Genomic DNA, 22,924 nt, shown 5'->3' with positions numbered 1-22,924 from the left:
ATTACACATCCTCAAATCTTATTTTTACTGAATTTGCATGACCCCTTAACCCCTCTTCTTCTGCAATCCTAATGATTGAGTCCTTGGACTCCAGCAAAGCTTCTTTGCTGTAATATATAAGTGAAGTTTTCTTTATGAAATCATCTACAGATAACGAAGAAGAAAATCGAGAAGTAGAACTTGTAGGCAAAGTATGGTTTGTCCCTGCAAAGTAGTCCCCTACTGGCTCTGGTGAATACTCTCCTAAGAAAATAGCCCCCGCATTTTTAATGCTACTATATATTTCAAAGGGCTTTTCAGTTAGTATTTCTAAATGCTCTGGTGCTATTTCATTAACTACTTCTATAGATTCTTCTAAGGATTCTGTTAATATAATAATTCCATAATCCTCTAAAGATTTCTTTATGATATCCTTTCTCTCAAGGGATGGAATTTGCAATTCTAATTCTAATAACACCTTATCTATAATTGGTTCATAATCTGTCACTAAAATAGATGCCGCCATCTTATCATGTTCAGCCTGAGAAATTAAATCAGCTGCAATATATTTTGGATTTGCCCATTGATCTGCAATTATCATAATTTCACTAGGACCTGCTAACATATCTATTCCTACATATCCTGAAACCTGTTTTTTTGCTAATGTTACATAGATATTTCCCGGTCCTGTTATCTTATCTACCTTTCCTACAGTTTCCGTACCAAAAGCCAAAGCAGCTATGCCTTGAGCACCGCCTATTTTATATATTTTATTTACTCCAGCAATAAAAGCTGCCACAAGAATAGAATCTTTTATTTTCCCATATTTATTAGGGGGACTTATCATTGTTATTTCATTTACTCCAGCTATCTTTGCTGGTAAAGCATTCATTAATACAGTAGAAGGATAGGAGGCACTTCCTCCTGGTACATAAATTCCAACCTTTTCTAAGGGGCTTATAATTTGACCTAACACTATATTTTTATCTTCTTTTAAAAAATAGGACTTTCTCAATTGTTTTTCATGATAATTCTTTATATTTTCTGCTGCCTTTATTAAATCTTCTTTTAACTCTCTATTTATATTTTTCAAAGCATTTTCTATTTCTTCTTCAGATACTAAAAAATCTTCTAATAAGACTCCATCAAATTTTTCAGTATATTCTCTTAAAGCTTTATCCTTTTCCATCCTTGTGTTATACAAAATATCTTTAACTATTGAATTTATTTCATCTATTTCTAATTTGCTTCTACTCAAAAGTCTTTTTAATATTTCTTTTCTATCTGAACCCTTTATAACCTCCATACTAGTTTTCCACCGCCTTTAATAGTTTCATCAAGTTAACAACCCTAGTATATTTAAATCTGTAACTTATTCTATTACATATAAGTTTAGTACTTATATCAAACATTTCTTCTATGATTTCAAGATTATTTGCCTTCAGTGTATTTCCAGTTTGAACTAAATCCACTATTACATCTGAAAGTCCCACTAAAGGTGCTAATTCTACAGAGCCATTTAGTTTGATTAAATCAATTTTTTGATTTTTTTCATGAAAGTATCTTTTAGCAATTCTTGGATACTTTGTGGCAACCTTTAATAATTCATCTTCATAATTTTTTTGTTCTTTTAATCCTGCTATGGCAAATTTACATTTTCCTAGTCCTAAGTCTAAAAGCTCATATATATCCCCTTCATTTTCTAAGATAATATCTTTTCCAACTATACCAAGATCTGCAACTCCATTTTCTACATAGGTTAATACATCTGAAGATTTAACATATATATAATTAATTTTATTTTCTTCATCTTTAAAAATCAGCTTTCTAGAATCTAAATCTATTGAATTCCCAAGCCCTACTTTCTTAAATAAATCACATGCTTCCTTTCCAATCCTGCCTTTTGAAATAGCTATATTTAAACAATTCATTTTATTCACCATCCTTTTCTAAATATACCTTTGTTAGTTCATCTAAATTTAAAGAAAAGCCTACTGCAGGAACTCTTTGTCCAAACTCTTCTGTAAAAGAATCATATCTTCCTCCACATATAATCTCCTCAAATGAATTGGGATAATAGCCTTTAAAAATTACACCATCATAATAACCTAATTCCATAATCATAGATAAATCAAAATGAACATATTTTGAATAATTTTCTTTTTCAATAAAATCCCCTAATATCCTTAGCTCCGCCAAAGCTTCATCCATAATATTATTTGTATAATAATTTTCAGCCATATCTATAACCTCCAGAATTTCTCCTTGAAAATCTAATATATTGAATAAACAATGACAGATATCCTTTGGTATATTTAATTTTTTTATATACTCTAAAAGCTCATATTTATTTTTATAATATATAAAATCCTTTAATTTTTGTTTTTGAGAATCTTCTATATCTATTTCCTCCAAAAGTCCAGAAATATATTTAGTATTTGATAACTCTAGAATAAAATCATTATTAAATCTATTTAAAACATCTAATGTCATGCCTATTACTTCTTTATCAACGGCTAAAGTATTCCCTCCTAAATATTCCACCCCTAACTGTCTTATCTCACTAATATTTGAGTTTGGATTATTTCTAAATACTGTTGAATTGTAAAATAATTTAAGGCTTATATCTCCTTGCCATCTAGGAATAAAATTTTTTATAATGCTAGTTGTATTATCTGGTCTAAGTATTAATACTTCAGAACCTTCCCTCAATAATTTTACCAAGGAATCCTTTTTTACTTTTTTATAAAGAGATGTAAATTTATTTAAATCTTCAAAAGCAGATAGCTCAATATAAAAATATCCTTCCTCTAAAAACTTATCTTCAATATTTCTTTGCAATTCATATCTTTTACTACAATATTTGATTTCATCTTCCATTTTTAAATATTCCATTTTCTCCCCTGCCTTTCTAATGATAAAAATATTTATATAAAAAAAGTAGGAGCCATATAGATATACCTATATGGCTCCTACTTTTATCTTCCATCATAGGTACAATCCCCAAAATTATAACAACACAATTAGGGATTGCACCTATGAACTATAATCAGTTCAAACAGCAAGCCCCATTCCTATGATGATGAAATTGTATATTGGATTTTATAATATTTAATATTTTCATTTATACTCTCTCCTTGCTTTATCTAACTACTGCAATAATGCGTTAAATAATTATATTGATTATACTATTAATATTATTATTTTGCAACAATAATTTTTAAAATGAAAATAAGGTTCCTATGAACCCTATATACGAAAATATTATAAACTAATATGTTTTGTTTTTATTTCCTTATGTTTCTTTTCTCCTAATTTATAAAACTCTTCCTCTTCCTTAGTAGTTATAACTAACTCTGGTACTTTAGCTGGCTTGTTATCCACTAAATGAACCATAGTAAAAAATGCAGTCAAGGCTGTTTCAGGCTCAGAATAGTTTTCTATTTCATGAACTAAAACTCTAACTAATATTTCCATAGAAGAGTTGCCAACATAGGCTAATTGAGAAATACAGGTAATAACATTTCCTACATGAATTGGCTTATGAAACACAATTTCATCAATTCTAGCAGTAACCACAATGCCTTTACAATGTTTTGTTGCAGTTATACCTGCTACAGTATCCATTATCTTCATCAATTCTCCACCATGAACATTCCCATGAATATTACTATGAATTGGCTCCATTAATATGGATGTTTCTGTTTTTGGAAAAAATATACTATTATACAGTTTTAAATTATTCATCTTTTGTTCCTCCATCTTTTTATGTCTTTAATAATAAATAAAGATTATCTCCATGTTAATTTTTCTAATTCAATATGGTTACGATACCATTCATCATTTTTTAAAAGTAATTCTGGTGAACCTGAATTTTTAATTTTTCCATTTTCTAAAATAACTACAGTATCACAAGAAATCATAGAAAATAATCTATGGGATATTGATAATATAGTACGTGTATCACTAGCCTTCTGTAATACAGATATTATATTTTCTTCAGTAATAGCGTCTAAATTTGCAGTTATTTCATCTAGAAGCAATATAGGTGGATTAGTAACTATGGCTCTTGCAATAGCCAATAATTGTTTTTGCCCCTGTGAAAAAAGATTATTATCCATCTTTGTATCATATCCATTTTCTAATGATAATACATAATCACCTAATCCTACAAAGTCTATAGCCTCTTGAATTTGCTCTTTAGTAATACTCTTATCCCCTAAGCTAACTTGCTCTGCAACAGTACCATTTATTGTATTAAAATTTTGGTCTACATAACCAAATATTTTTCGCTTTTCACTATTAGGAATACTATATACATCGACTCCATTTATGGCTATATTTCCATTGGATGGTTTAAGCAGTCCTAGTATTAGTTTAAATAAAGTTGACTTACCTACTCCTGTTCTACCTATAAAAGCCACCTTTTCCTGTGATTGAATTTTAAGATTTACATTTTCCAGAATTTCCTTTCCTTCTTCATAATAAAAACTAAGATTATTAAATGAAAGTTTTATATCATTTCTATTTGATATAAGGATTTCAGCAGACAGGCTATTATCTTTATAATCATCCTCTGTCTCCTTATAAAACTCATTAACTCTGTATACACCTGATATAGCTCCTTGAATACTTTGAAGTTCCATACCTAAATCCTGTATTGGTCCTAAAAGATTAGAAATTAATTCAATGGAAGCAGCAACCATGCCTACAGATATACCTAGATATCCCAATTGCTTCGATGATAATACAGCAACAATAGCAATTATGATAGCACGAATAATCATAATAATTGGAGAAAATATGGAATCATAAAAATTAACCTTTTCCATCATCCTATAGTTATCCAATAGATATATTTTATAATTATCTTCCATATAATTTTCTTTGCTAAAGGACTTAATCATCTGTATGTTTTTTAAACTTTCAGAAATATGATTGTTTAATTTTCCCACTAATATACGATTTTCTATTTGTGCCTTTAACATACTCTTTTGGAATATCCTTATAATAGCATATATATTTGGTAATAAAATCAAAACAATTATCCCAAGTCTTACGCTAAATATCCAAATAGATATTAAAATACCTATAATTTTAAATAAATCAATTAACATACTGACAATGCCAGATGTAAATAAAGAACTAATAGCATCCACATCATTAGTAAAACGAGAAACCATAGAACCAGAATCATTATAGGAAAAAAATATTGAGTTTATTCTTCCTAGTTTTTTCATCATCTCCATACGAATTTCCTTAGTAAATTTTTGACCTAGAATAGTTAAAATAGCTTCCTTTAGAAAATCAAATATTCCAATTAAAATTAAAGCGCTAAGATAAGCAATACCTAATAGCAGCAACCCTTCAATATCTCTAGGCACTAATTTTTCATCAATTATCTTTCTTAAAATCTGTGGGGGAAGTAAGGATATAATAACTATTCCTATAATAATGATTATAAGTAATAGAAATACTATAAGATTATCTTTAATTACATTCTTAAAAGTTTCTTTTACTAAATTAGATTTCATCCTTTCCACCTCCACTGCTTTGTAAAGTATATATGGCTCTATACAGTCTAGAATCTTTCATCAATTCCTCATGTGTTCCATAATCCACTTTCTTATCACTGTTAATTAGCAGAATTTTATTTATTTTATTGAAAATACTCAATCTATGAGAAATTAAAATGATTATACTCTCTTTATAATTCTTTCTTAAATTTTCAATTATCATTTCTTCAGTTTTCATATCAATTGCTGAAAACGGATCATCTAAAATAATGATTTTATTTTTTCTTACTAAAGTTCTAGCAATAGCTATTCTTGATTGTTGCCCTCCACTTAGGCGAATTCCATTATTCCCCACCATAGTAAACTCTCTTTTGGGCATAGCTTTTAAATCATCCTCAAAACAAACATCTTTTAAAACATAATTAATGTCTTGAGCATCTCCAAGGGTAATATTGTTATAAATTGTATCTGAAAGTAGTTGGGACTTATGGCTTAAATAAGAAATCATCTGGCTGCGTTCATACTCTGAATAATCTTTTAGTTCCTTTCCATCTATCTTTATACTTCCCATATAAGGATATTGTCCCAGTAGAGATATGCCAAGAGTAGTCTTCCCACATGCTATAGGACCTGTTATACCGATAATTTCTCCTTTTCTAGCTTCAAAATTGATATGCTCAATAATATTATCTTTACTGTTAGGATATTTAAAGCTAAGGTCTCTAACAATAAGATTTGTTTCACCCTTTTTAATCTTAGTAGTAATATCCTTCCTATAATAGTGGGAAAGATAAGGTCTAATTCTTTTCCATGATACTTGGGATTTCTGCACAGAATTAAATAATTTTGCCGCCTTACTTGCCTTAGTTGCCATTGAAATAAAAATTGATATATAAGCAGAAAAAACCCCAACGGTCCAACTACCAGCTATTACTTTATTTCCACCTAAATATATTACAAAAATAACTCCTAACAGAGCAATAAGTTTATAAATTGGTTGCATAGAGTTTTCTAGAATATCAGACTTAATTGCCTTATCTTTTAAATCCTCTAACTCTATATTGTATCTTTCTTGATTCTGACTTTCAATTCCATTGACACGATAAAGAATAGCATTTTCAATACTCCTATATGTTAAATCAGCAACCTCACTACTTTTTTTACGAAATGCAGTGGAATATTTATATATAAGGACTTTAAGCTTTTCAGCTAAGATAATAGCAATAGGAATAAAAACAGATGCCACAATGGTTATCCTTGCATCGTAAATAAGCATTGAAATAAAGTATGATATCATAACTACACCTGTATCAAATACCTCTGTGGTGAACTTACGCATACCTTCTACACATAATTCCACATCTGAAATAACCTTTGTCATTAAGTTCCCCATGTTTTCATTATCCAAATCCATAATACTTTTATTAATAATATCATTATATATCATAAAACGCATTGTAGCACTGGTATTGTTGGCAAACATTCTTATATAAAGACGTTTAAAATATCTCATCATTTGAATTGTACTAATAATAACAACAAATTTAATTCCTAGAACTATTAAATCAGATAGACTTTCTCCTCTCAAAATAGAGTCTATTAATTTTCCCTGATAAATAGGTCCTAGAACAATTCCAATATTATATGCCAAGCCAAAAAATATAATCAATATTACAATAAACTTTTCATTTTTCCAATAACTAATTATCTTGTTTGGATTCTTGACTTCTTTAAATTTTATATCTTTCATAATAGTTTTCATTCCTTTTATTTTAAAATCTCATTATGTATATTCTAATCATTTTATTCTGGGATGTCTATTGGCTTTTGTTTCTGCATTATAATTCTTTACCTAAACTTAACTTACTATTAAAAGACAATTTATATTTATATTGTATAATCAAAGCACAATATAAATATAGGAGGGGAAATAATGAAAGAATTAAATTTATGTATTGATATTGATGGAACTATTACTGAAGCTTATTACTGGCTCCCTAGAGTAAATGATTATTTTAATACCAAAATCACACCTAAAGATGTGACAGTATACGAAATACATGAGGTTTTAGGTGTAGATAGAACAGCCTATGAGCTATTTTATGCTTTATACGGTGAAGCATTGCATCTAGAATCCCAAATCAGAAAAGGTGTAAAAAGAGTTCTTGATAATTTGTACAAAGAACATGGGATCCATTTTGTTACTGCAAGAGAAGAAAGAATGAAGGCTGTAACTTATATGTGGCTTTCTCATCATAAAATCCCTATGGATTCATTAACATTATTAGGTTCTCATAATAAAGTTGGCACTGCAAAGGATTTAAATTGTGATATCTTTATAGAAGATCGCTATGAAAATGCTATACAGCTAGCTGAATCTGGATTTGAAGTATTGCTTATAGACTGTAACTACAACAGAGGGTCATTACCATCTAAGGTTACTCGTGTAACAAATTGGTATGAAATAGAGATCATAATCGAAAGTATTGCAGAACAATATAATGATTTTAGAATTGCATAATAATTTTAGATTATATTAAGTATAATTAAATATAATATTTTAGAGGAGGATTTTTATGCTAAATGGTTCAAAGGTAAGGGAACTAAGGAATAAAAAAGGATATACTACATTGGATATAGCAAAATTTACTCATATCTCTAAATCTTATATTGAAGAGTTAGAGCGAGGAACAAAGAAAAATCCTGCTTTTAACAAAGTAATCTTATTAGCAGAAGTTTTAGGTGTCAAGGTAGATGATTTAGTCTTAAGGATATAAGTTACTTATATCCACTTTTATTGATTAAAAATACCCTTATATTTAAGGACAATGTTTATTTATGATAATAGTTTTTCTCCGCTTAGACTAATTCCTATTGCTCCTACAGGTGCAGTAAGAACAATAGACAAAACTGCTATAGATAAAATTAAATCTCCTGACTCTACTCCTAAAGATAAAGGGATTCCCCCTATAGCCGCTTGTACAGTTGCTTTTGGTATATAAGCTATAATACAAAATATCTTTTCCTTTATATTAAGGTTAGTTTTTACTAAGGATAATATTACTCCTATACTTCTAGCAAATAACCCTATAACAATTAGTAATATACCCCTAAGACCAGCATCTAATGCCAGCCAAATATTTACTTGTGCACCTACCAACACAAATAATAATATCTCTGCAAATACCCAAATTTTATTTAGCTTTACAGCCATTCCTTTCCCTACATCCGGCATAGTTTCAAGTACGATAAATCCTATTGTCATAACACCTAATAGCCCTGCAATCTCTATCTTGGACTTAATTAAATCTTCAAAAGCTGCAAGAAGAATTCCAGCTCCAATAATATATAATACTTTTTTCGTATCCCTTATGGAATACTTTTTAAAAAATCTAACTAACAGCACTCCAATAACTGCCCCAACCAATACTCCTAAAATAATAGATACTGGAATGCTTAAAATCCTCATACCTATATTGATTTTAGAACCACTATATATTCCTAAAAATGTGGAAAAAATCGTAATAGCAAAAACATCATCAATAGAAGCTCCAGCCAATATTAAAGTAGGTATCCCTTTATCTTCACCAAGTCCTCTTTCCATAAAGTTAAGCATCGCAGGTACAATAACTGCTGGAGATACAGCTGCAATTATAAAGCCTAATATGCCTCCTTGTACAAAGTTGAATTCAAATATGTTCATAGACATAGTTGCTATTGCAAAACCTTCAAATAAACCTGGTATACAACTTAGCCTTATTGCAGGAGCACCAACCTTTTTTAAATCTTCCTTGCTAATTCCAAATCCAGCCCTAAGTAATATTATAATTAATGCAATCTTTCTAAAATCAGCTGAAACCCTTATAATGTCTTCACTAAGCCACTTAAGTCCATATGGTCCTATAAGAATACCTACAATAATCATACCTAACAATCCTGGTAATTTTATTCTAGTAAATATTGCATTTGCCATAAGCCCCAATATTATTATAATAGCTAAACTTGTTGCCATATCATCACTCCTCCTATTAAAATTAGGCATAAAAAAACCTACAGATATCCCATATCTGTAGGAGTTATTAGCATATAGCAGTTAAGGTCAACCCCATGACCTATATTATTTATTACATATTATACAATATTTTAAGACGTATATAAATTAGTATAACTTATATATACTAAAATAGCAATCCATTATATATTGCCATTCAATCAAAATAATATTAATATGCTTTTAATCTATTTTAGTCTACAATTAATCAATATATTATCTTTTTTATCCAGCTTCAAGCACCAATGGCCGATAAATTTAATATCTTTTCTTTCCTTCTTTATATTCTCTATCATCTCAAAATAATTTTTACCTTCTACTTCTATTTCTTCAGTTTCTAAAAGCCCTATATATTCAAGGGAAGTAGATGTTTTGCCACATAAATGTATAATACTACTATCTAGTTTACTTTCTATCCTTTTTATTATATTATATACAGACCTTCCCCCTATTTCATCATATATCTTTGGTCCAATTATATCTATAGTGCCCGTAGGATCTGCAAAAGAAATAATATCTGCCCCTTGTTCAATACCCCCTAAAGTAAAATCTACTATGCTATCTTCTATTACTTCTAATAATTTAATAACCTTATCTTTATCTTTTCTAATAGTACTATAAAATAATTTACTATCCATGATGGATGTTGCTATACTAATTGGACCTGTTACATCAACTATTACCCTTTCTCCATCTCTTTTTAATATACTTATGGCTTCTAGAACCTTTGAAATTCTTCCTTTATTCAAGTCTATTTTTGATATGTTCTCAATTTCATCTATTTGACTAATTCCATATTTACCAATCCTATTACCTACTTTTTCATCAAATATTACCGTAGAACCCAAGGCTTCAGCTTCTACAGTATGGCAAAATGGTAACCTACAATATCCCTTTCCATTATGTTCTTTTATGCTCCTTGAAAGTATAGTCATCTTATGGGCATGGTTATTTGCTTCTTCAAATGATAGATTTAATTCTTCTAAAATAGAATCTTGAATTGTATCTACTGTATTTGCAACACATTTAAAAATATTTTGAAATTCCATTTCTTCACCTTCCCTAAAAATTTAGTTGAGATACAAAGATATCTTGAAAGTTCTCCCTAAGGGATAACTCCAATACTTCCATATTTCTCTTGATTCTATATACATTTTCAAGACATTCTCTATTTATTAAAACTAGTCTTGAACCCTCTAATGAGGTATTTCCAAGGAAAGATATCTCTCCACTAAACCCTTTAGGTATAAGCCCTATGATCTTTATATTATCAGGGTTTACATGATATCCAAATGCACCTGCAATATATACTTTTGGTATCTCCTCTATTGTTAATCCTATTTCCTCTAACATTAAAATCAAACCCGCAGCGATAGCTCCCTTTGCTAATTGGATTTGCCTTATATCCTTCTGGGAAATAAATATATTGTCTGTAATATAGAATTTCTTATCCACTAATCTTTTAGCTAATTTAGGATGAAGGTTTTTATTCCATCTACCAGATTTCATTAATATATTTCTCTTGACTAAAGCCCCGGCTATATCTATCAATCCACTGCCACAAATTCCTAAAGGCTCTTCATCTCCTATTGTTCCATAATGGATGTTATATTCCTCATCTATATGAAATTTCTCTATAGCTCCCTTCTGTGCACGACATCCACATTCTATATTCATTCCCTCAAGAGCAGGGCCTGCTGCTGTAGATGTAGATATAAGTTTTCCGTCCTTTATAACTGCCAACTCTCCATTTGTACCGATATCAATAAATAAGGCTTTACTATTATCCTGAAAATCCGAAGCCATGATCCCTGCTACTATATCTCCCCCTACATAGGCGGAAGCAGATGGCATTATACTAAGTATTGCCTCTTCATTGGCTATAATGGATATATCCTTTGCTTTAATATCTTTTATACTTAAGAATATTGGTCTATAAGGTGCTTTAGCCAATGATTTAGGATTTATTCCCAATAGAAGATGTAGCATAGTTGTATTTGCTGAAACTACAATATGATAAATATCATCTATATTGTAAGAATTACCTACTAATTTCCTTATTGTATTGTTTATTTCATTTACTATTAATTCTTGCAACTTAATTGCTCCCAATGGTTCTTCCATACAATATGCAATTCTTGTAAGTACATCTCCACCAAATTGCACTTGAGGGTTTAAGGAAGACAATTTTTCGATTATCTCACCCTTAGATAATTCTACTAGATAATAGGAAATGCCTGTTGTTCCAATATCTATTCCTATTCCAAGGATGTTTTTTTCATAGCTGCTAATATCCAATATTCTATCCTCAAATACAACACCCCATATTTCTTTAATATTATTTTCTTCTATATTACTTATCTTTCTATATAATCCTAATGAATTAAAGTCATATCCTAAATAATCAGAATATGGAGCAGAATTGCTTTTATCAATCTTCGGAAGCTTAATAATCTTTACAGGGCTATTTACTGGTACTTCAATGCTAACCCCCTTATTTATTGTTTTTAATATCTTTTCATTTTGAATTAACTCTACTTCTACATCTCCAAGAACCATTGCCATACATGACAATCTTTCATCTACACTTTCATCTATATTTCTTTTTTCTTCATTACTTGGGACTGATAATTGTCCTCTGGCTATTACCTTACATTTACCACAAAACCCCATACCATTGCATGGGGTTTCTATATCTAATTTTGCCTGTCTAATAGCATCTAATAAGGTTTTATTTTTCTCTACTTTAACATTTATACCTTCTTTAATAAATTTAACTATAGCCATTTTATACTTCCTTTCACATAATCTGTCATGGTCCTAAGATTTTCTATAGGTGTAGACATACCAAGTCCGCAAGCCGGGGACACAATATCTACACCAGAATTCATGGCATTCTTTGTAATGGAAATAATTTTATCTATAGAGCCGTTTTGCAGCAGTAATGTACTTACATTGCCCATGAGCTTTGTCCTAAGCTTGGATTTTGCAAACCTCATATTTACTATGGAATCAAAGCTAAGTGCATCTACGTCTAAAGAATTTAGGCTATCAATGATTGTTTTTGCATCACCACATATATGAATTATTACAGATGTGTTTGTCTTTTTCATTTTCTCTAAAAATTTTATATACATGGGCATTGCAAACTTATCAAAATTTTTCTGTCCCAATATTTCACCAGTTGCTGTAGGGTCAGATATTGCTATGATATCAGCTCCTGCCTCTACCATCTTTATTGCATATTCTATTAAATAATCATTTACATATTCAATAAATCTATATGCCTCATTAGGTTCTCTTCTTAGCATCTTAAACAATTTAAGGGGATCAACTATGGAAGTAGCAGTACTTATTGGTCCTGTTATATTACCTATTACAGGAATTTCATCATTTTTTAGGATTTTTATTGCCTTAATTACGGTTTCACCTCTAGAATTTATGGATAAATGGGGATAAGAATCATTCATTATATCTTCTAAAGAAGCTTTGTTATACTCCAATATTCTTGGTTCATTGTTTTTATCACCTTCACTAATGACAACACCAAATGGCTCTGCTTCACAGGTCATACAAAAAGGTACTCCGTAGTTTTCAAATCCTATGATTTCTCTTATCTTAATGGCAGTAGCAACCATAGCATCTATATCGGTATTATGGTTTGACTTCATCCCTTCTAAAACTTCTGTAACTGCTGCATTCATCATACCTCCTGGACATATCACTGGAGGCCTATCTACTTTTTCACCCCTAAGGGTTTTTAATATCCTATCTTTTTCATTCATGTATCTTCTCCTAATCTTTACTAAATAATAATTCTTCATTAATTGGATAACTGCCATAGAGCCTAGCAGCATCCATTAATGCATCAATATTTTCCATAGGGGTATTCATTGGAATTTGACATCCAGAACTAAGTACATATCCTTTTTTAGTGCCATAGGTCTTCCTGATACATTCTTTCGCAGCTTTAAGCACATCTTCTCTTGTCCCTTTTTGCATTACATCAACTGGCGGCACATTTCCCGATATTGTAATTCTATCTCCCATTATTTCTTTAGCATCTTGAAGATCCTCTACATTATCTATACTAAAACTTGAAACTCCTGTATCCATCACTGACTCCCAAATATCCTTACTTTTACCACAAATATGAATTGAAATACTATTTCCTGTCAAAGATTTCATCTTATCTACATTTTTCTTAATATATGGTGCAGAAAATTCCTTAAACTGCTTAACACTTATTAAGCTGGTGGAAGAAACAGGGTCAGATAATCCTACGCCAACACCTAATTCTGCTGCTTTTTCTATAAATCTATTATTTGATTCCGTAACTATCTCCATTAGTATATGAACCTTATCTGGATATTTTAGCATCCATTTTAAAAGATTTTCCGTCCCTACTACAGATGCTGCCGTACTAAAAGGGCCTGCTAATCCTGCCCCAACATTTACTTCACGCCCTATACTATCTTTTATAATTTTTACTGCCCTTAAAACTAATGGTAATTTGCCATCCTTTTCTGGATTAGAAGGCTTTAGATTTTCGATTTCATCTACCTTGTTTATAGCTGGTGCTTCCATCAAAGAAATATTGTTCTCAGGGTAGTACATCTTTGACCCCATTGCCTCAGCCACCCCTCTTAAAGTAGCTGAAACACTTACACCATCATGTCTTAATCTTTTAAAAAGTGCCAACTCTAATTCTGCCATTCTTTCTGCCGAATGATAGTATTCCTTTAATGGTATATTTATAAATGGTGCCATAGTTACACCCATATGTGGAGTACATGGTATACGATCTATTTCAATCCCTTTTGAAAAAGCCGCCATTCTTTCCTTAGGAGTCATCTGATCTTTTTTCAATTCTATTCCCCCTCTAATTAATTACCAGCTAATAACTTAATTCTTTTTACAGCTTCATTTGCATCTACAGTATATGCATCTGCTCCTATCTCATCGGCAAATCTTTGGGATATGGGTCCACCGCCTATCATCACCTTGTATTTATCCCTTATATTATATTCCTTTAACATATCTATTACTGTCTTCATTCCCATCATAGTAGTGGTCATTAAAGTTGACATACATATGAAATTGGCTTTTACTTCTTCCGCTACAGTTATAAAGTTTTTAAGAGGAACATCCCTACCTAGATCATATACCTCAATTCCAGCAGATTCTGTCATTATCTTTACTAGGTTTTTTCCTATATCATGGGTATCTCCCTCAACAACTCCGATAACTACTTTTATAGGATTATCACTAATTTCCGTACTTATATGTGGTTTCAATATATCCAAACCTATATTTAATGTATCTGAGCACGTAAGTACTTCTGGCAGAAAATACTCTTGTTCCTCATAAAGTTGTCCCACCCTATCCATACCTGCCACCAGTCCCTTAGTAATAGTCTTTTCTGCTGGTATGGAGAATTCTAAGGACTTATTGCAAAGCTCTTCTACTAGCTCATCTTCCATCTCAACTACAGCCTCACTTATTTGTTGAAACAAGCTTTCTTCATTCATCTCCACTCCTCCTTAATTTACTAGATTTCTTAATTATTATTGTATATTAATTCACAATACTATTCTAATAGATATTATTAATAGGTTAAGCAGCTGATATAGAAATGGTTATAAACAATAAAAGGAGCAAAAGAAATCAATACCTTGATATCTCTTGCTCCTAATATATTATTCTAAAAATCCTCTGCATAATATGAGCTTCTAACAAGTGGTGCCGATGCCACTCTCTTAAATCCCATAGATAGTGCAATTTCCTTATATTCATCAAATTGTTCCGGTGTAATATATTCTACTACTGGAATATGCTTCGTAGTAGGTTGTAGGTATTGTCCTAATGTTAACATATCACAATCAACTTCCCTTAATCTTTTAAATACATCTATTACTTGTTCTTTAGTCTCCCCTAATCCTAGCATAATGCCTGATTTAGTTTTCATATTTGGCTTTTTCTTCTTTACATAATTAAGTAGTTCTATTGACCTTTCAAATATTGCCATCGGTCTAACCTCATCATATAATTCTGGTACCGTTTCTACATTGTGATTTAATATATGTGGTTCTGTATTTATTATAATATCTATTAATTCTTCATTTCCCTGCATATCAGGTATAAGTAATTCAATAGTTACCTTTGGAGTGGTTTTTCTTATTTCCTCTACAACTTTTGCAAATTGGTTAGCTCCTTGGTCCTCTAAATCATCTCTAGTAACTGATGTAATAACTGTATGTTTCAAACCTAGTTTGGCCACAGCCTTAGCCACATTTTCTGGTTCCCTTGGATTTACTTTATCAGGCATTTCCCTAGTTACATTACAAAAAGTACAATTTCTAGTACAGTTTCTGCCTAATATCATAAAAGTAGCTGTACCTCGTGCGAAACATTCCATTCTATTGGGGCAGTTTGCCTCGTCACATACTGTATTTAGTGAAAGGTCTGATAATAAAGCATCAACCTTATTCGACACATCCCCTCCTTGCATCTTCACTCTAATCCACTCTGGTTTTCTTAAATGCATTTTTATCCCTCCATATCTAGTAGTCCTTTAATAAATTCCTTATTCGATAAGCCCTTAATATATTTATCAATATTAATATCTTTTAATTGGTTTTCTAATTCATCCATACTATGTTTTGTCCCTATTAAAGCCAATTCCAATTCTCTAATATTTTCTTCTCCAAAGAAATCACCATAGATGGATATATCTACTATTATACCATCTTCTACATTTAAATTATATTCTACTACTCCACTAGGATATCTTACTGCATTTTCATATCTATACTCTGGAGATTTACCATAATTCCATTCCCATGTACTAAATCTTTCATCAGCTATTTTGTTTATCTCTTTTAAATCTATTTCAGTAAATTCATAGATATTCTCTATATTATGAGTATCTATTATGTAATCCTTAAGATATTCCTTAAAATCTTCTAGAGTCATAGGCTTTTTTAAATGTGGAAATATATTGGTCACCCTAGCCCCTACAGATTTAACACCTTTATCTTTAAATTTTACCGCCTTACTTTTAAGTGCCAAAGATAATTTGCTCATATCACAATCAAATAGAAGAGTTCCATGATGTAATAGTTTATACTTTTGAAAATATTGAGCATTACCAGAAAACTTTTTATCATCTATTGTTATATCATTTCTACCAGTAAATACTGCATTAACACCTAAGGACTGCAATGCATTTATCACAGGCAATGCAAATTTTTCAAACCCATTTTTCACTTGAGGTTCTAATGGATTTCTATTGGTTATAAAGGTAAAGTTCATATTTCCAAAATCATTATATACAGTGCCTCCACCAGACAGACGTCTTACCACTTCTATTCCATTATTCTTTACATAGTCAAGATTTATCTCTGACACCGTATTTTGATTTCTGCCTATCAATATGGATGGTTTATTTATCCATAACATAAATATCTCATCATCAAAATTATTCATCAAATATTCTTCTGCGGCATGATTGAAAAAAGGGTCATTGCTGTTATTTATTACATATATCATTTTTCACTCTCCCATTGCCTAATTTTATCTTACTTAATTATGTATCTAAATTAACAATCTAATCTATCTTTTATCCTATCATATTTATTCTCCATTATGAAGTAAAAAAACTTATCCCCTGTATTCTTTAAATCATATAAAAAAGCCTCTATTAAGAGGCTCTTGGAAATGTTGGATTGCTTGGTGTAAAATCTGGGTCATTGTTTATATATTCACTAATATATTCTTCTACATTAATTCCCATATTTCTTAAACCTTCATTACCGAACATTACATTGTATTCTAATATATATAATTTATTATCAACTACTACCACATCAAATCCTGCATGGTTTATATTTAATTCCCTTGCTATATTCTCTACTAAATCAATAGCTTCCTTTGGAATATTATCATAATCATAGGATGCACCCTTTGCAATATTATTGTGAAACTGCCCTTCTCCAGCAATCCTCCAATAAGCACCTATTACCTTATCTCCTACATAGACTATTCTCAAATCTCTATCTATAGGAAGTCTTTCTTGGATATATAAAAATTCATTATTATCTATATAGGATTTAAGTTCTTTTCTATTTTCTATAAGAAATACTCCCCTGCCCATAGAACTTTTTATTTCCTTAGCAACTAATGGATATCCAAATTCTTCTTCTATTTTTTCTATATTTCCACTATCCTTACTTAATATTTGTGTATATGGTACATTTTCAGGAAATATTGCCTGTAATACCCTAGTCGTTTCTATCTTATTATGTCCTAGTTGATATGTGTTAATATTTGGAAATATCTTCTTTTTTAGTCCATAGACCAAAGTATTTACTTGCCAGTATTCAGGAAATAATATATAATCTGCTTCTTTTATCTTCTCTATTTCTTTAAACATGTTTTCAGGTTTAATATAGGTAACCTTAGGAATACCTATAGTTCTAAAAGGGTTAAACGTAATTAATCTCATCTGACCATCCTTTCTAATATTCAACAAAAATATTTTACTCCTTCAAAATAATTTTAGCAATATCTTTTTATTGAAAAAATATAAAAAATTCACCCTTAAAGTCATTTATTCCCTTTAAGGATGAATTTTATTTTAATATATTTACCATCTATTAAGCTGCAAACTGACTATTATATAATTCTGCATAGAAACCATTCTTTCTTAAAAGCTCTTCATGATTACCCTGCTCTATTATATCTCCATCTTTCATAACAAGAATTAAATCTGCATCTCTAATAGTTGAAAGTCTATGGGCAATTATAAAGGCCGTCCTTCCTTTCATAAGATTTTTCATAGCTCTTTGTATCAATATTTCAGTTCTAGTATCTACAGAAGAAGTGGCTTCATCTAAAATAAGGATTTTAGGATCTGAAAGAATTGCTCTTGCTATAGTTAAGAGCTGTTTCTGTCCTTGAGATATATTGTTAGCTTCTTCGTTGATTACCATATTATATCCCTCCGGCAAAGTTTGTATAAACCTATGAGCATGGGCTGATTTGGAAGCCTCTATTACTTCTTCATCTGTTGCATCTAACCTGCCATATCTTATGTTTTCCATAATAGTTCCACTAAATAACCACGTATCTTGAAGAACCATACCAAAATTATCTCGTAAATCTTTCCTTGTGAAATCATTTATATCGTGACCATCTATGAATATTCTGCCCTCATTCAAATCATAAAATCTCATAAGAAGTTTAACTATAGTAGTCTTGCCTGCTCCTGTAGGCCCTACTATGGCTACCTTTTGTCCTTCTTTTATATCACTTGAAAAGTTATTAATTATTATCTTGTCTTCATTATATCCAAACTTAATATTCTCAAATCTTACTCTTCCTTCCACTTCTTCCAATTTAATAGGTATTTCTGATTCCTTAATTTCTTCCTCTTCTTCTAAGAATTCAAATACTCTTTCAGCTGCAGCAACTGTAGATTGAAGCACATTGGATATTTGAGCCACTTGGGTTATTGGTTGAGTAAAGTTTCTTATATATTGAATAAAAGAAAGTATATCTCCTACTTCAATTTTCTTTCTAATAGCATACCATCCCCCTAGAACAGAAACTACTACATAGCCAATATTTCCAATAAAATTCATAATAGGCATCATCATACCAGAAATAAATTGTGCTTTCCAAGCGGAATTATAAAGCTCACCATTGATCTTGCTAAATTTTCCAATTACCTCTTCCTCTGCATTGAAGGCTTTCATTATATTATGGCCTCCATAAACTTCTTCTATATGACCATTTACTTGGCCAAGGGAGCTTTGCTGTTCCTTAAAGTATTTTTGTGATCTCTTAACTACTGTCATAACTAAAATCATGGAAATAGGTAACATGAGTATTGCAGCAATAGTCATCTGCCAAGATATGGAAAGCATCATAATAAGGACACCTATTAAAGTAGTGGTGGAAGTTATTATCTGACTCATACTTTGATTTAATGATTGACTCACTGTATCCACATCATTTGTGACTCTTGACAATACATCTCCATGAGATACCAAGTCAAAATATTTAAGAGGAAGTCTATTAACCTTTTCAGATATATCCTTTCTTAAATTATAGGATACTTTTTGTGCCACACCTGTAACAATAAAACCTTGTATAAAGGAGAACAATGCTGATAATACATATAGACCTATTAAAAGTAGGATTATATTCAATATATATTGAAAGTCTATTCCTCCGCCTTTTACACCAGATATTTTACTTACCAATCCTTCAAATATTTTAGTTGTAGCCTTACCAAGTATCTTAGGTGCTCTTATGGTAAAAATAGTACTTCCTATAGCAAAGATTACTACTATAATTAATCTCAACCTATAGGGTCTTAAATACTCTAGAAGTTTTGAAAAAGTTCCTTTGAAATCCTTAGGTTTTTCAAATCTTCCTCCAATTGGTCCCTGCCCCATTGGTCCTCCTCGTCTTCCACTTTTTATATTTCTTTCACTCATATAGCCAATTCCTCCTCTGATAGCTGAGATAGAGCAATTTGTCTGTAAACATCACAATTTCTTAAAAGCTCCTTATGAGTTCCCATACCCACTATTCTTCCCTCATCTAGAACTATAATATTTTCAGCATTCATTATTGTATTGATCCTTTGTGCAACTATTAATAACGTCCTATTATTAAGTTCTTCACTCATTGCCTTTCTTAAAGCTGCATCAGTTTTAAAATCCAGAGCTGAAAAACTATCATCAAAGATAAATATTTCTGGTTGTTTAATTAATGCTCTAGCAATTGAAAGTCTTTGCCTTTGACCTCCAGAGACATTAGTTCCTTCCTGAGATATTTCAGATAAAATACCTTTATCCTTTTCATCTATAAATTCTTTAGCTTGAGATATTTCTATAGCCTTTAGAATATCTTCATCACTAACATCAGAATTTTTACCATACTTTAAATTACTTTCTATAGTTCCTGTAAATAAAACTCCCTTTTGAGGAACATATCCTATTCTTTCTCTTAAGTCATGGAGTTTTATATCTCTTATATTTATACCATCAAGAAGAATCTCTCCTCCCGTAACATCATAAAATCTTGGAATAAGATTAATAAGAGTTGATTTTCCACTTCCTGTACTTCCAATAAAAGCTGTAGTTTCTCCAGGTCTTGCTGTAAAGGATATATCTTTTAAAACACATTCTTCTGCCCCGGGATATTTAAAACTTACATTATTAAACTCAAGTAATCCCTTTATATCTTTATTAAACTCTTTAATGTTTTCAGATTCTTTAATTGTAAGCTCCTTATTTAATACCTCAGCAATCCTCCCTGCTGATACTGAAGCCCTTGGAAGTATTATTGAAACCATTGATAGCATAAAGAATGACATGATTATCTGCATTGTATACTGCATAAATGCCATCATATCTCCTACTTGTATTGCACCTTTATCTATTTCATGAGCCCCCACCCATATGATAAGAAGCATAATACCATTCATAATAAGCATCATAGTGGGCATCATAGTAGTCATTATTCTTGATACAAATAAATTAGTCTTTGTTAAGTCATTATTTGCATTGTCAAATTTCTTTTCTTCAAACCTTTGAGTATTAAAAGCCCTTATTACCATAAGCCCATTAAGGGATTCTCTCATTACAAGATTAACCCTATCTACTAACTTCTGTAGCTTTTTAAATCTTGGCATGGCTATAGAGAAAATAACTATAACCAAAGTTAAAATAGACATAACCCCTACTGCAACTATCCATGCCATTGAAGTATTTGTTCTAAGAGCTCTTATAATTCCTCCAACTCCAAGTATTGGTGCATAAAATACCATCCTAAGCATTAACATACTAAACATTTGTACCTGCTGTATATCATTTGTACTTCTAGTTATTAAGGACGCTGTTGAAAAATCATCAAATTCACTATTTGAAAAGGCGGTTACTTTTCTGAACACCTTATCCCTTAGGTTTCTGCCTAAACTAGCTGAAACTCTAGCAGATATAAATCCTACACTTATTGATGCTGTCATACTTAAAAGAGCAATAAATAGCATTATTCCACCAGTATATAGGATATAATTAGATTGAGCTTTTTCCATGTTTATTCCTATGGTTTCATACTCTGACTTAATATAATTTGTTGCCGATTGATTTATCATAGTTTCAGGTAGATTTTTAAACTGCTCATCAATCTCACCTTTCATAGCATCAAACTGATCTTTTGGTAAATTCTTCAACAATATAAAAAGATCTGTTCCTTCAGAAAGACTAATAAAAGGATTTTTTCCTTTATTTTTTGCAGCAATTCCTTGGAAAGTTCCATTTTCTATTCCCCATATAATAAGCATTGGTTTACCTAAAAAAGAATTCATTTTTTCAATATCTTCTTTAGCTTTTGTATTTAAAATATATAGTTCTTCTTTTGCTAATAATGGATATTTCTTTACAAAATCTTTATATTCCCTTTCAGTTAAATCTTCCTTATTTATCAGTCTATAGCTACTGTCTAATAAATTTCTTTCATCTTCATTTAAAAACATCTTAATTTTTTCCAATTCTCCTGCCCTAATAACCTTAGGCACTATATCTTCTATTCCATTTTGCTGTATCCCTACATTTACTATATTTGACATATAATCAGGAAGTGCTAATTCCATACTAGCCTGAAATAACAATAACCCTATTATAATAATTATTAATATAGTAAATGGTTTGAACTCTTTAAATAACTTTAACATATTTCCCTCCTACTCTAGTTCATCCCTTTTCATTTATTATTTTTAAGATTATCCCTAATCTGCAGAAATAATCTCTTTAAATTTTCCTTATCTTCTAAGGAAAGATTTCCAAAACACTCTTCTTCCAATATACCTAATATTTCTTTAGATCTTTTACATATTTTCCTTCCTTCTTCAGTAATATATACTCTAGATATTCTTTGATCCTTGTCATCTTGTTTACGCTCCACCAAATTTGCCTTTTCCATTCTCTTCAGCATTATCGTAATAGTTGAAGGCTTTACATTTAATTTTTCTGCCAGTTCTTTTTGACTCTGCCCACCCATTTTATTTAGAATAAATAATAAATGCGGCTGCCCTGGATATACTCCTATTTCATCAAGAAGGAGCAGAGAACGATTATAATGAAGTTTTTGTATTTCCAAGAACATATAATATAAAGACTCTTTATCCATAAAGTGCATTCTAATACCTCCTATTTTAGTTAGCCGTCTAACTATATTGATTATATTACTACCCAGATTTTCGATTGTCAATATGTGAATTATTTCCTATTTAAAAATGTTATAAATAATTAACATAAATAACTTGAATAATTATCCTAGAAGTGATATATTTCTAACTATAGTT

General features: G+C 30.6%; 20 protein-coding genes and 1 riboswitch. Of the genes, 2 read left to right on the top strand and 18 right to left on the bottom strand.

The features are described 5' to 3' along the window. Position 1 precedes the first annotated feature (1 nt). The 6 genes from hisD to RT714_RS06435 all read right to left on the bottom strand — a co-directional run bounded on the left by hisD (position 2) and on the right by RT714_RS06435 (position 7,245). On the bottom strand, positions 2-1,285 hold the full coding sequence (gene hisD, locus RT714_RS06460) for a histidinol dehydrogenase (protein WP_313756764.1): 1,284 nt from the start codon (positions 1,283-1,285) through the stop codon (positions 2-4). 1 nt (position 1,286) lies between these two features. After that, positions 1,287-1,910 carry an ATP phosphoribosyltransferase gene (gene hisG / locus RT714_RS06455; RefSeq protein WP_313756763.1) on the bottom strand — a complete coding sequence of 208 codons (624 nt, stop codon included), beginning with the start codon at positions 1,908-1,910 and terminating at the stop codon, positions 1,287-1,289. 1 nt (position 1,911) lies between these two features. Then, positions 1,912-2,874 carry an ATP phosphoribosyltransferase regulatory subunit gene (locus RT714_RS06450; RefSeq protein ID WP_313756762.1) on the bottom strand — a complete coding sequence of 321 codons (963 nt, stop codon included), beginning with the start codon at positions 2,872-2,874 and terminating at the stop codon, positions 1,912-1,914. A gap of 369 nt (positions 2,875-3,243) precedes the next feature. Next, complete coding sequence (locus RT714_RS06445) at positions 3,244-3,726, bottom strand: acyl-CoA thioesterase (protein ID WP_313756761.1); 483 nt, start codon at positions 3,724-3,726, stop codon at positions 3,244-3,246. Between the two features lie 44 nt (positions 3,727-3,770). Beyond that, on the bottom strand, positions 3,771-5,513 hold the full coding sequence (locus RT714_RS06440; protein ID WP_313756760.1) for an ABC transporter ATP-binding protein: 1,743 nt from the start codon (positions 5,511-5,513) through the stop codon (positions 3,771-3,773). Continuing rightward, a complete protein-coding gene (locus RT714_RS06435) occupies positions 5,503-7,245 on the bottom strand; it encodes an ABC transporter ATP-binding protein (RefSeq protein WP_313756759.1) in 1,743 nt (580 codons plus the stop codon). Before RT714_RS06435 ends, RT714_RS06440 begins: the two co-directional genes overlap by 11 nt. Positions 7,246-7,428: 183 nt before the next feature. Here RT714_RS06435 and RT714_RS06430 point away from each other — a divergent pair, with 183 nt between their 5' ends. Beyond that, positions 7,429-8,016, top strand: a complete 588-nt coding sequence (locus tag RT714_RS06430; RefSeq protein ID WP_313756758.1) for a 5' nucleotidase, NT5C type — start codon at positions 7,429-7,431, stop codon at positions 8,014-8,016. A gap of 55 nt (positions 8,017-8,071) precedes the next feature. Continuing rightward, the gene (locus RT714_RS06425; protein ID WP_216544479.1) at positions 8,072-8,272 is read left to right on the top strand and encodes a helix-turn-helix domain-containing protein; all 201 of its coding nucleotides are present in this window, start codon (positions 8,072-8,074) and stop codon (positions 8,270-8,272) included. 59 nt (positions 8,273-8,331) lie between these two features. On the opposite strand, the gene RT714_RS06420 is transcribed toward RT714_RS06425, so the two are convergent. The 12 genes from RT714_RS06420 to RT714_RS06365 form a co-directional block, all read right to left on the bottom strand. Next, on the bottom strand, positions 8,332-9,507 hold the full coding sequence (locus tag RT714_RS06420) for a sodium:proton antiporter (RefSeq protein WP_216544480.1): 1,176 nt from the start codon (positions 9,505-9,507) through the stop codon (positions 8,332-8,334). Positions 9,508-9,558: 51 nt separating this feature from the next. Beyond that, a riboswitch (Fluoride riboswitch) is annotated at positions 9,559-9,617 on the bottom strand. Between the two features lie 117 nt (positions 9,618-9,734). Then, the gene (locus tag RT714_RS06415) at positions 9,735-10,595 is read right to left on the bottom strand and encodes a uroporphyrinogen decarboxylase family protein (protein WP_313756757.1); all 861 of its coding nucleotides are present in this window, start codon (positions 10,593-10,595) and stop codon (positions 9,735-9,737) included. 13 nt (positions 10,596-10,608) lie between these two features. Beyond that, positions 10,609-12,333, bottom strand: a complete 1,725-nt coding sequence (locus tag RT714_RS06410) for an ASKHA domain-containing protein (RefSeq protein WP_313756756.1) — start codon at positions 12,331-12,333, stop codon at positions 10,609-10,611. Beyond that, positions 12,324-13,370, bottom strand: a complete 1,047-nt coding sequence (locus RT714_RS06405; RefSeq protein WP_313756755.1) for a uroporphyrinogen decarboxylase family protein — start codon at positions 13,368-13,370, stop codon at positions 12,324-12,326. The genes RT714_RS06410 and RT714_RS06405 overlap by 10 nt, the downstream gene beginning before the upstream one ends. Next, positions 13,342-14,415 (bottom strand): uroporphyrinogen decarboxylase family protein, encoded by a 1,074-nt coding sequence (locus RT714_RS06400; RefSeq protein WP_313756754.1) that lies wholly within the window; start codon positions 14,413-14,415, stop codon positions 13,342-13,344. Before RT714_RS06400 ends, RT714_RS06405 begins: the two co-directional genes overlap by 29 nt. Before the next feature lie 17 nt (positions 14,416-14,432). Continuing rightward, entirely contained in the window at positions 14,433-15,077 is a 645-nt protein-coding gene (locus tag RT714_RS06395; protein WP_313756753.1) for a corrinoid protein, read from the bottom strand. 173 nt (positions 15,078-15,250) lie between these two features. Next, entirely contained in the window at positions 15,251-16,093 is an 843-nt protein-coding gene (lipA, locus tag RT714_RS06390; protein WP_313756752.1) for a lipoyl synthase, read from the bottom strand. A 2-nt stretch (positions 16,094-16,095) separates the two neighbouring features. Beyond that, entirely contained in the window at positions 16,096-17,097 is a 1,002-nt protein-coding gene (locus tag RT714_RS06385; RefSeq protein WP_313756751.1) for a lipoate--protein ligase, read from the bottom strand. Positions 17,098-17,248: 151 nt separating this feature from the next. After that, entirely contained in the window at positions 17,249-18,079 is an 831-nt protein-coding gene (locus RT714_RS06380) for an ATP-grasp domain-containing protein (RefSeq protein WP_313756750.1), read from the bottom strand. Positions 18,080-18,203: 124 nt separating this feature from the next. After that, positions 18,204-20,051 (bottom strand): ABC transporter ATP-binding protein, encoded by a 1,848-nt coding sequence (locus RT714_RS06375; RefSeq protein ID WP_313756749.1) that lies wholly within the window; start codon positions 20,049-20,051, stop codon positions 18,204-18,206. Beyond that, positions 20,048-22,294, bottom strand: coding sequence for an ABC transporter ATP-binding protein (locus RT714_RS06370; protein ID WP_313756748.1), 2,247 nt, complete (start codon positions 22,292-22,294; stop codon positions 20,048-20,050). The genes RT714_RS06375 and RT714_RS06370 overlap by 4 nt, the downstream gene beginning before the upstream one ends. A 29-nt stretch (positions 22,295-22,323) precedes the next feature. Next, on the bottom strand, positions 22,324-22,758 hold the full coding sequence (locus tag RT714_RS06365) for a MarR family transcriptional regulator (RefSeq protein ID WP_313756747.1): 435 nt from the start codon (positions 22,756-22,758) through the stop codon (positions 22,324-22,326). Positions 22,759-22,924 lie beyond the last annotated feature (166 nt).

Source organism: Tissierella sp. (assembly GCF_032104385.1).
In the GTDB taxonomy this organism is placed as follows: Bacteria; Bacillota; Clostridia; order Tissierellales; family Tissierellaceae; genus Tissierella.
Note: the sequence above shows the minus strand (reverse complement) of the source record. Positions and strands in the feature narration are given on the sequence as shown.

Coding starts and splice junctions, on each gene's coding strand:
- RT714_RS06450 (WP_313756762.1), bottom strand. CDS start 2,874: ATGGAATATTTAAAAATGGAAGATGAAATCAAATATTGTAGTAAAAGA.
- RT714_RS06435 (WP_313756759.1), bottom strand. CDS start 7,245: ATGAAAGATATAAAATTTAAAGAAGTCAAGAATCCAAACAAGATAATT.
- hisG (WP_313756763.1), bottom strand. CDS start 1,910: ATGAATTGTTTAAATATAGCTATTTCAAAAGGCAGGATTGGAAAGGAA.
- RT714_RS06425 (WP_216544479.1), top strand. CDS start 8,072: ATGCTAAATGGTTCAAAGGTAAGGGAACTAAGGAATAAAAAAGGATAT.
- RT714_RS06365 (WP_313756747.1), bottom strand. CDS start 22,758: ATGCACTTTATGGATAAAGAGTCTTTATATTATATGTTCTTGGAAATA.
- RT714_RS06395 (WP_313756753.1), bottom strand. CDS start 15,077: ATGAATGAAGAAAGCTTGTTTCAACAAATAAGTGAGGCTGTAGTTGAG.
- hisD (WP_313756764.1), bottom strand. CDS start 1,285: ATGGAGGTTATAAAGGGTTCAGATAGAAAAGAAATATTAAAAAGACTT.
- RT714_RS06445 (WP_313756761.1), bottom strand. CDS start 3,726: ATGAATAATTTAAAACTGTATAATAGTATATTTTTTCCAAAAACAGAA.
- lipA (WP_313756752.1), bottom strand. CDS start 16,093: ATGCATTTAAGAAAACCAGAGTGGATTAGAGTGAAGATGCAAGGAGGG.
- RT714_RS06410 (WP_313756756.1), bottom strand. CDS start 12,333: ATGGCTATAGTTAAATTTATTAAAGAAGGTATAAATGTTAAAGTAGAG.
- RT714_RS06440 (WP_313756760.1), bottom strand. CDS start 5,513: ATGAAATCTAATTTAGTAAAAGAAACTTTTAAGAATGTAATTAAAGAT.
- RT714_RS06385 (WP_313756751.1), bottom strand. CDS start 17,097: ATGATATATGTAATAAATAACAGCAATGACCCTTTTTTCAATCATGCC.
- RT714_RS06420 (WP_216544480.1), bottom strand. CDS start 9,507: ATGGCAACAAGTTTAGCTATTATAATAATATTGGGGCTTATGGCAAAT.
- RT714_RS06405 (WP_313756755.1), bottom strand. CDS start 13,370: ATGAAGAATTATTATTTAGTAAAGATTAGGAGAAGATACATGAATGAA.
- RT714_RS06375 (WP_313756749.1), bottom strand. CDS start 20,051: ATGAGTGAAAGAAATATAAAAAGTGGAAGACGAGGAGGACCAATGGGG.
- RT714_RS06415 (WP_313756757.1), bottom strand. CDS start 10,595: ATGGAATTTCAAAATATTTTTAAATGTGTTGCAAATACAGTAGATACA.
- RT714_RS06430 (WP_313756758.1), top strand. CDS start 7,429: ATGAAAGAATTAAATTTATGTATTGATATTGATGGAACTATTACTGAA.
- RT714_RS06370 (WP_313756748.1), bottom strand. CDS start 22,294: ATGTTAAAGTTATTTAAAGAGTTCAAACCATTTACTATATTAATAATT.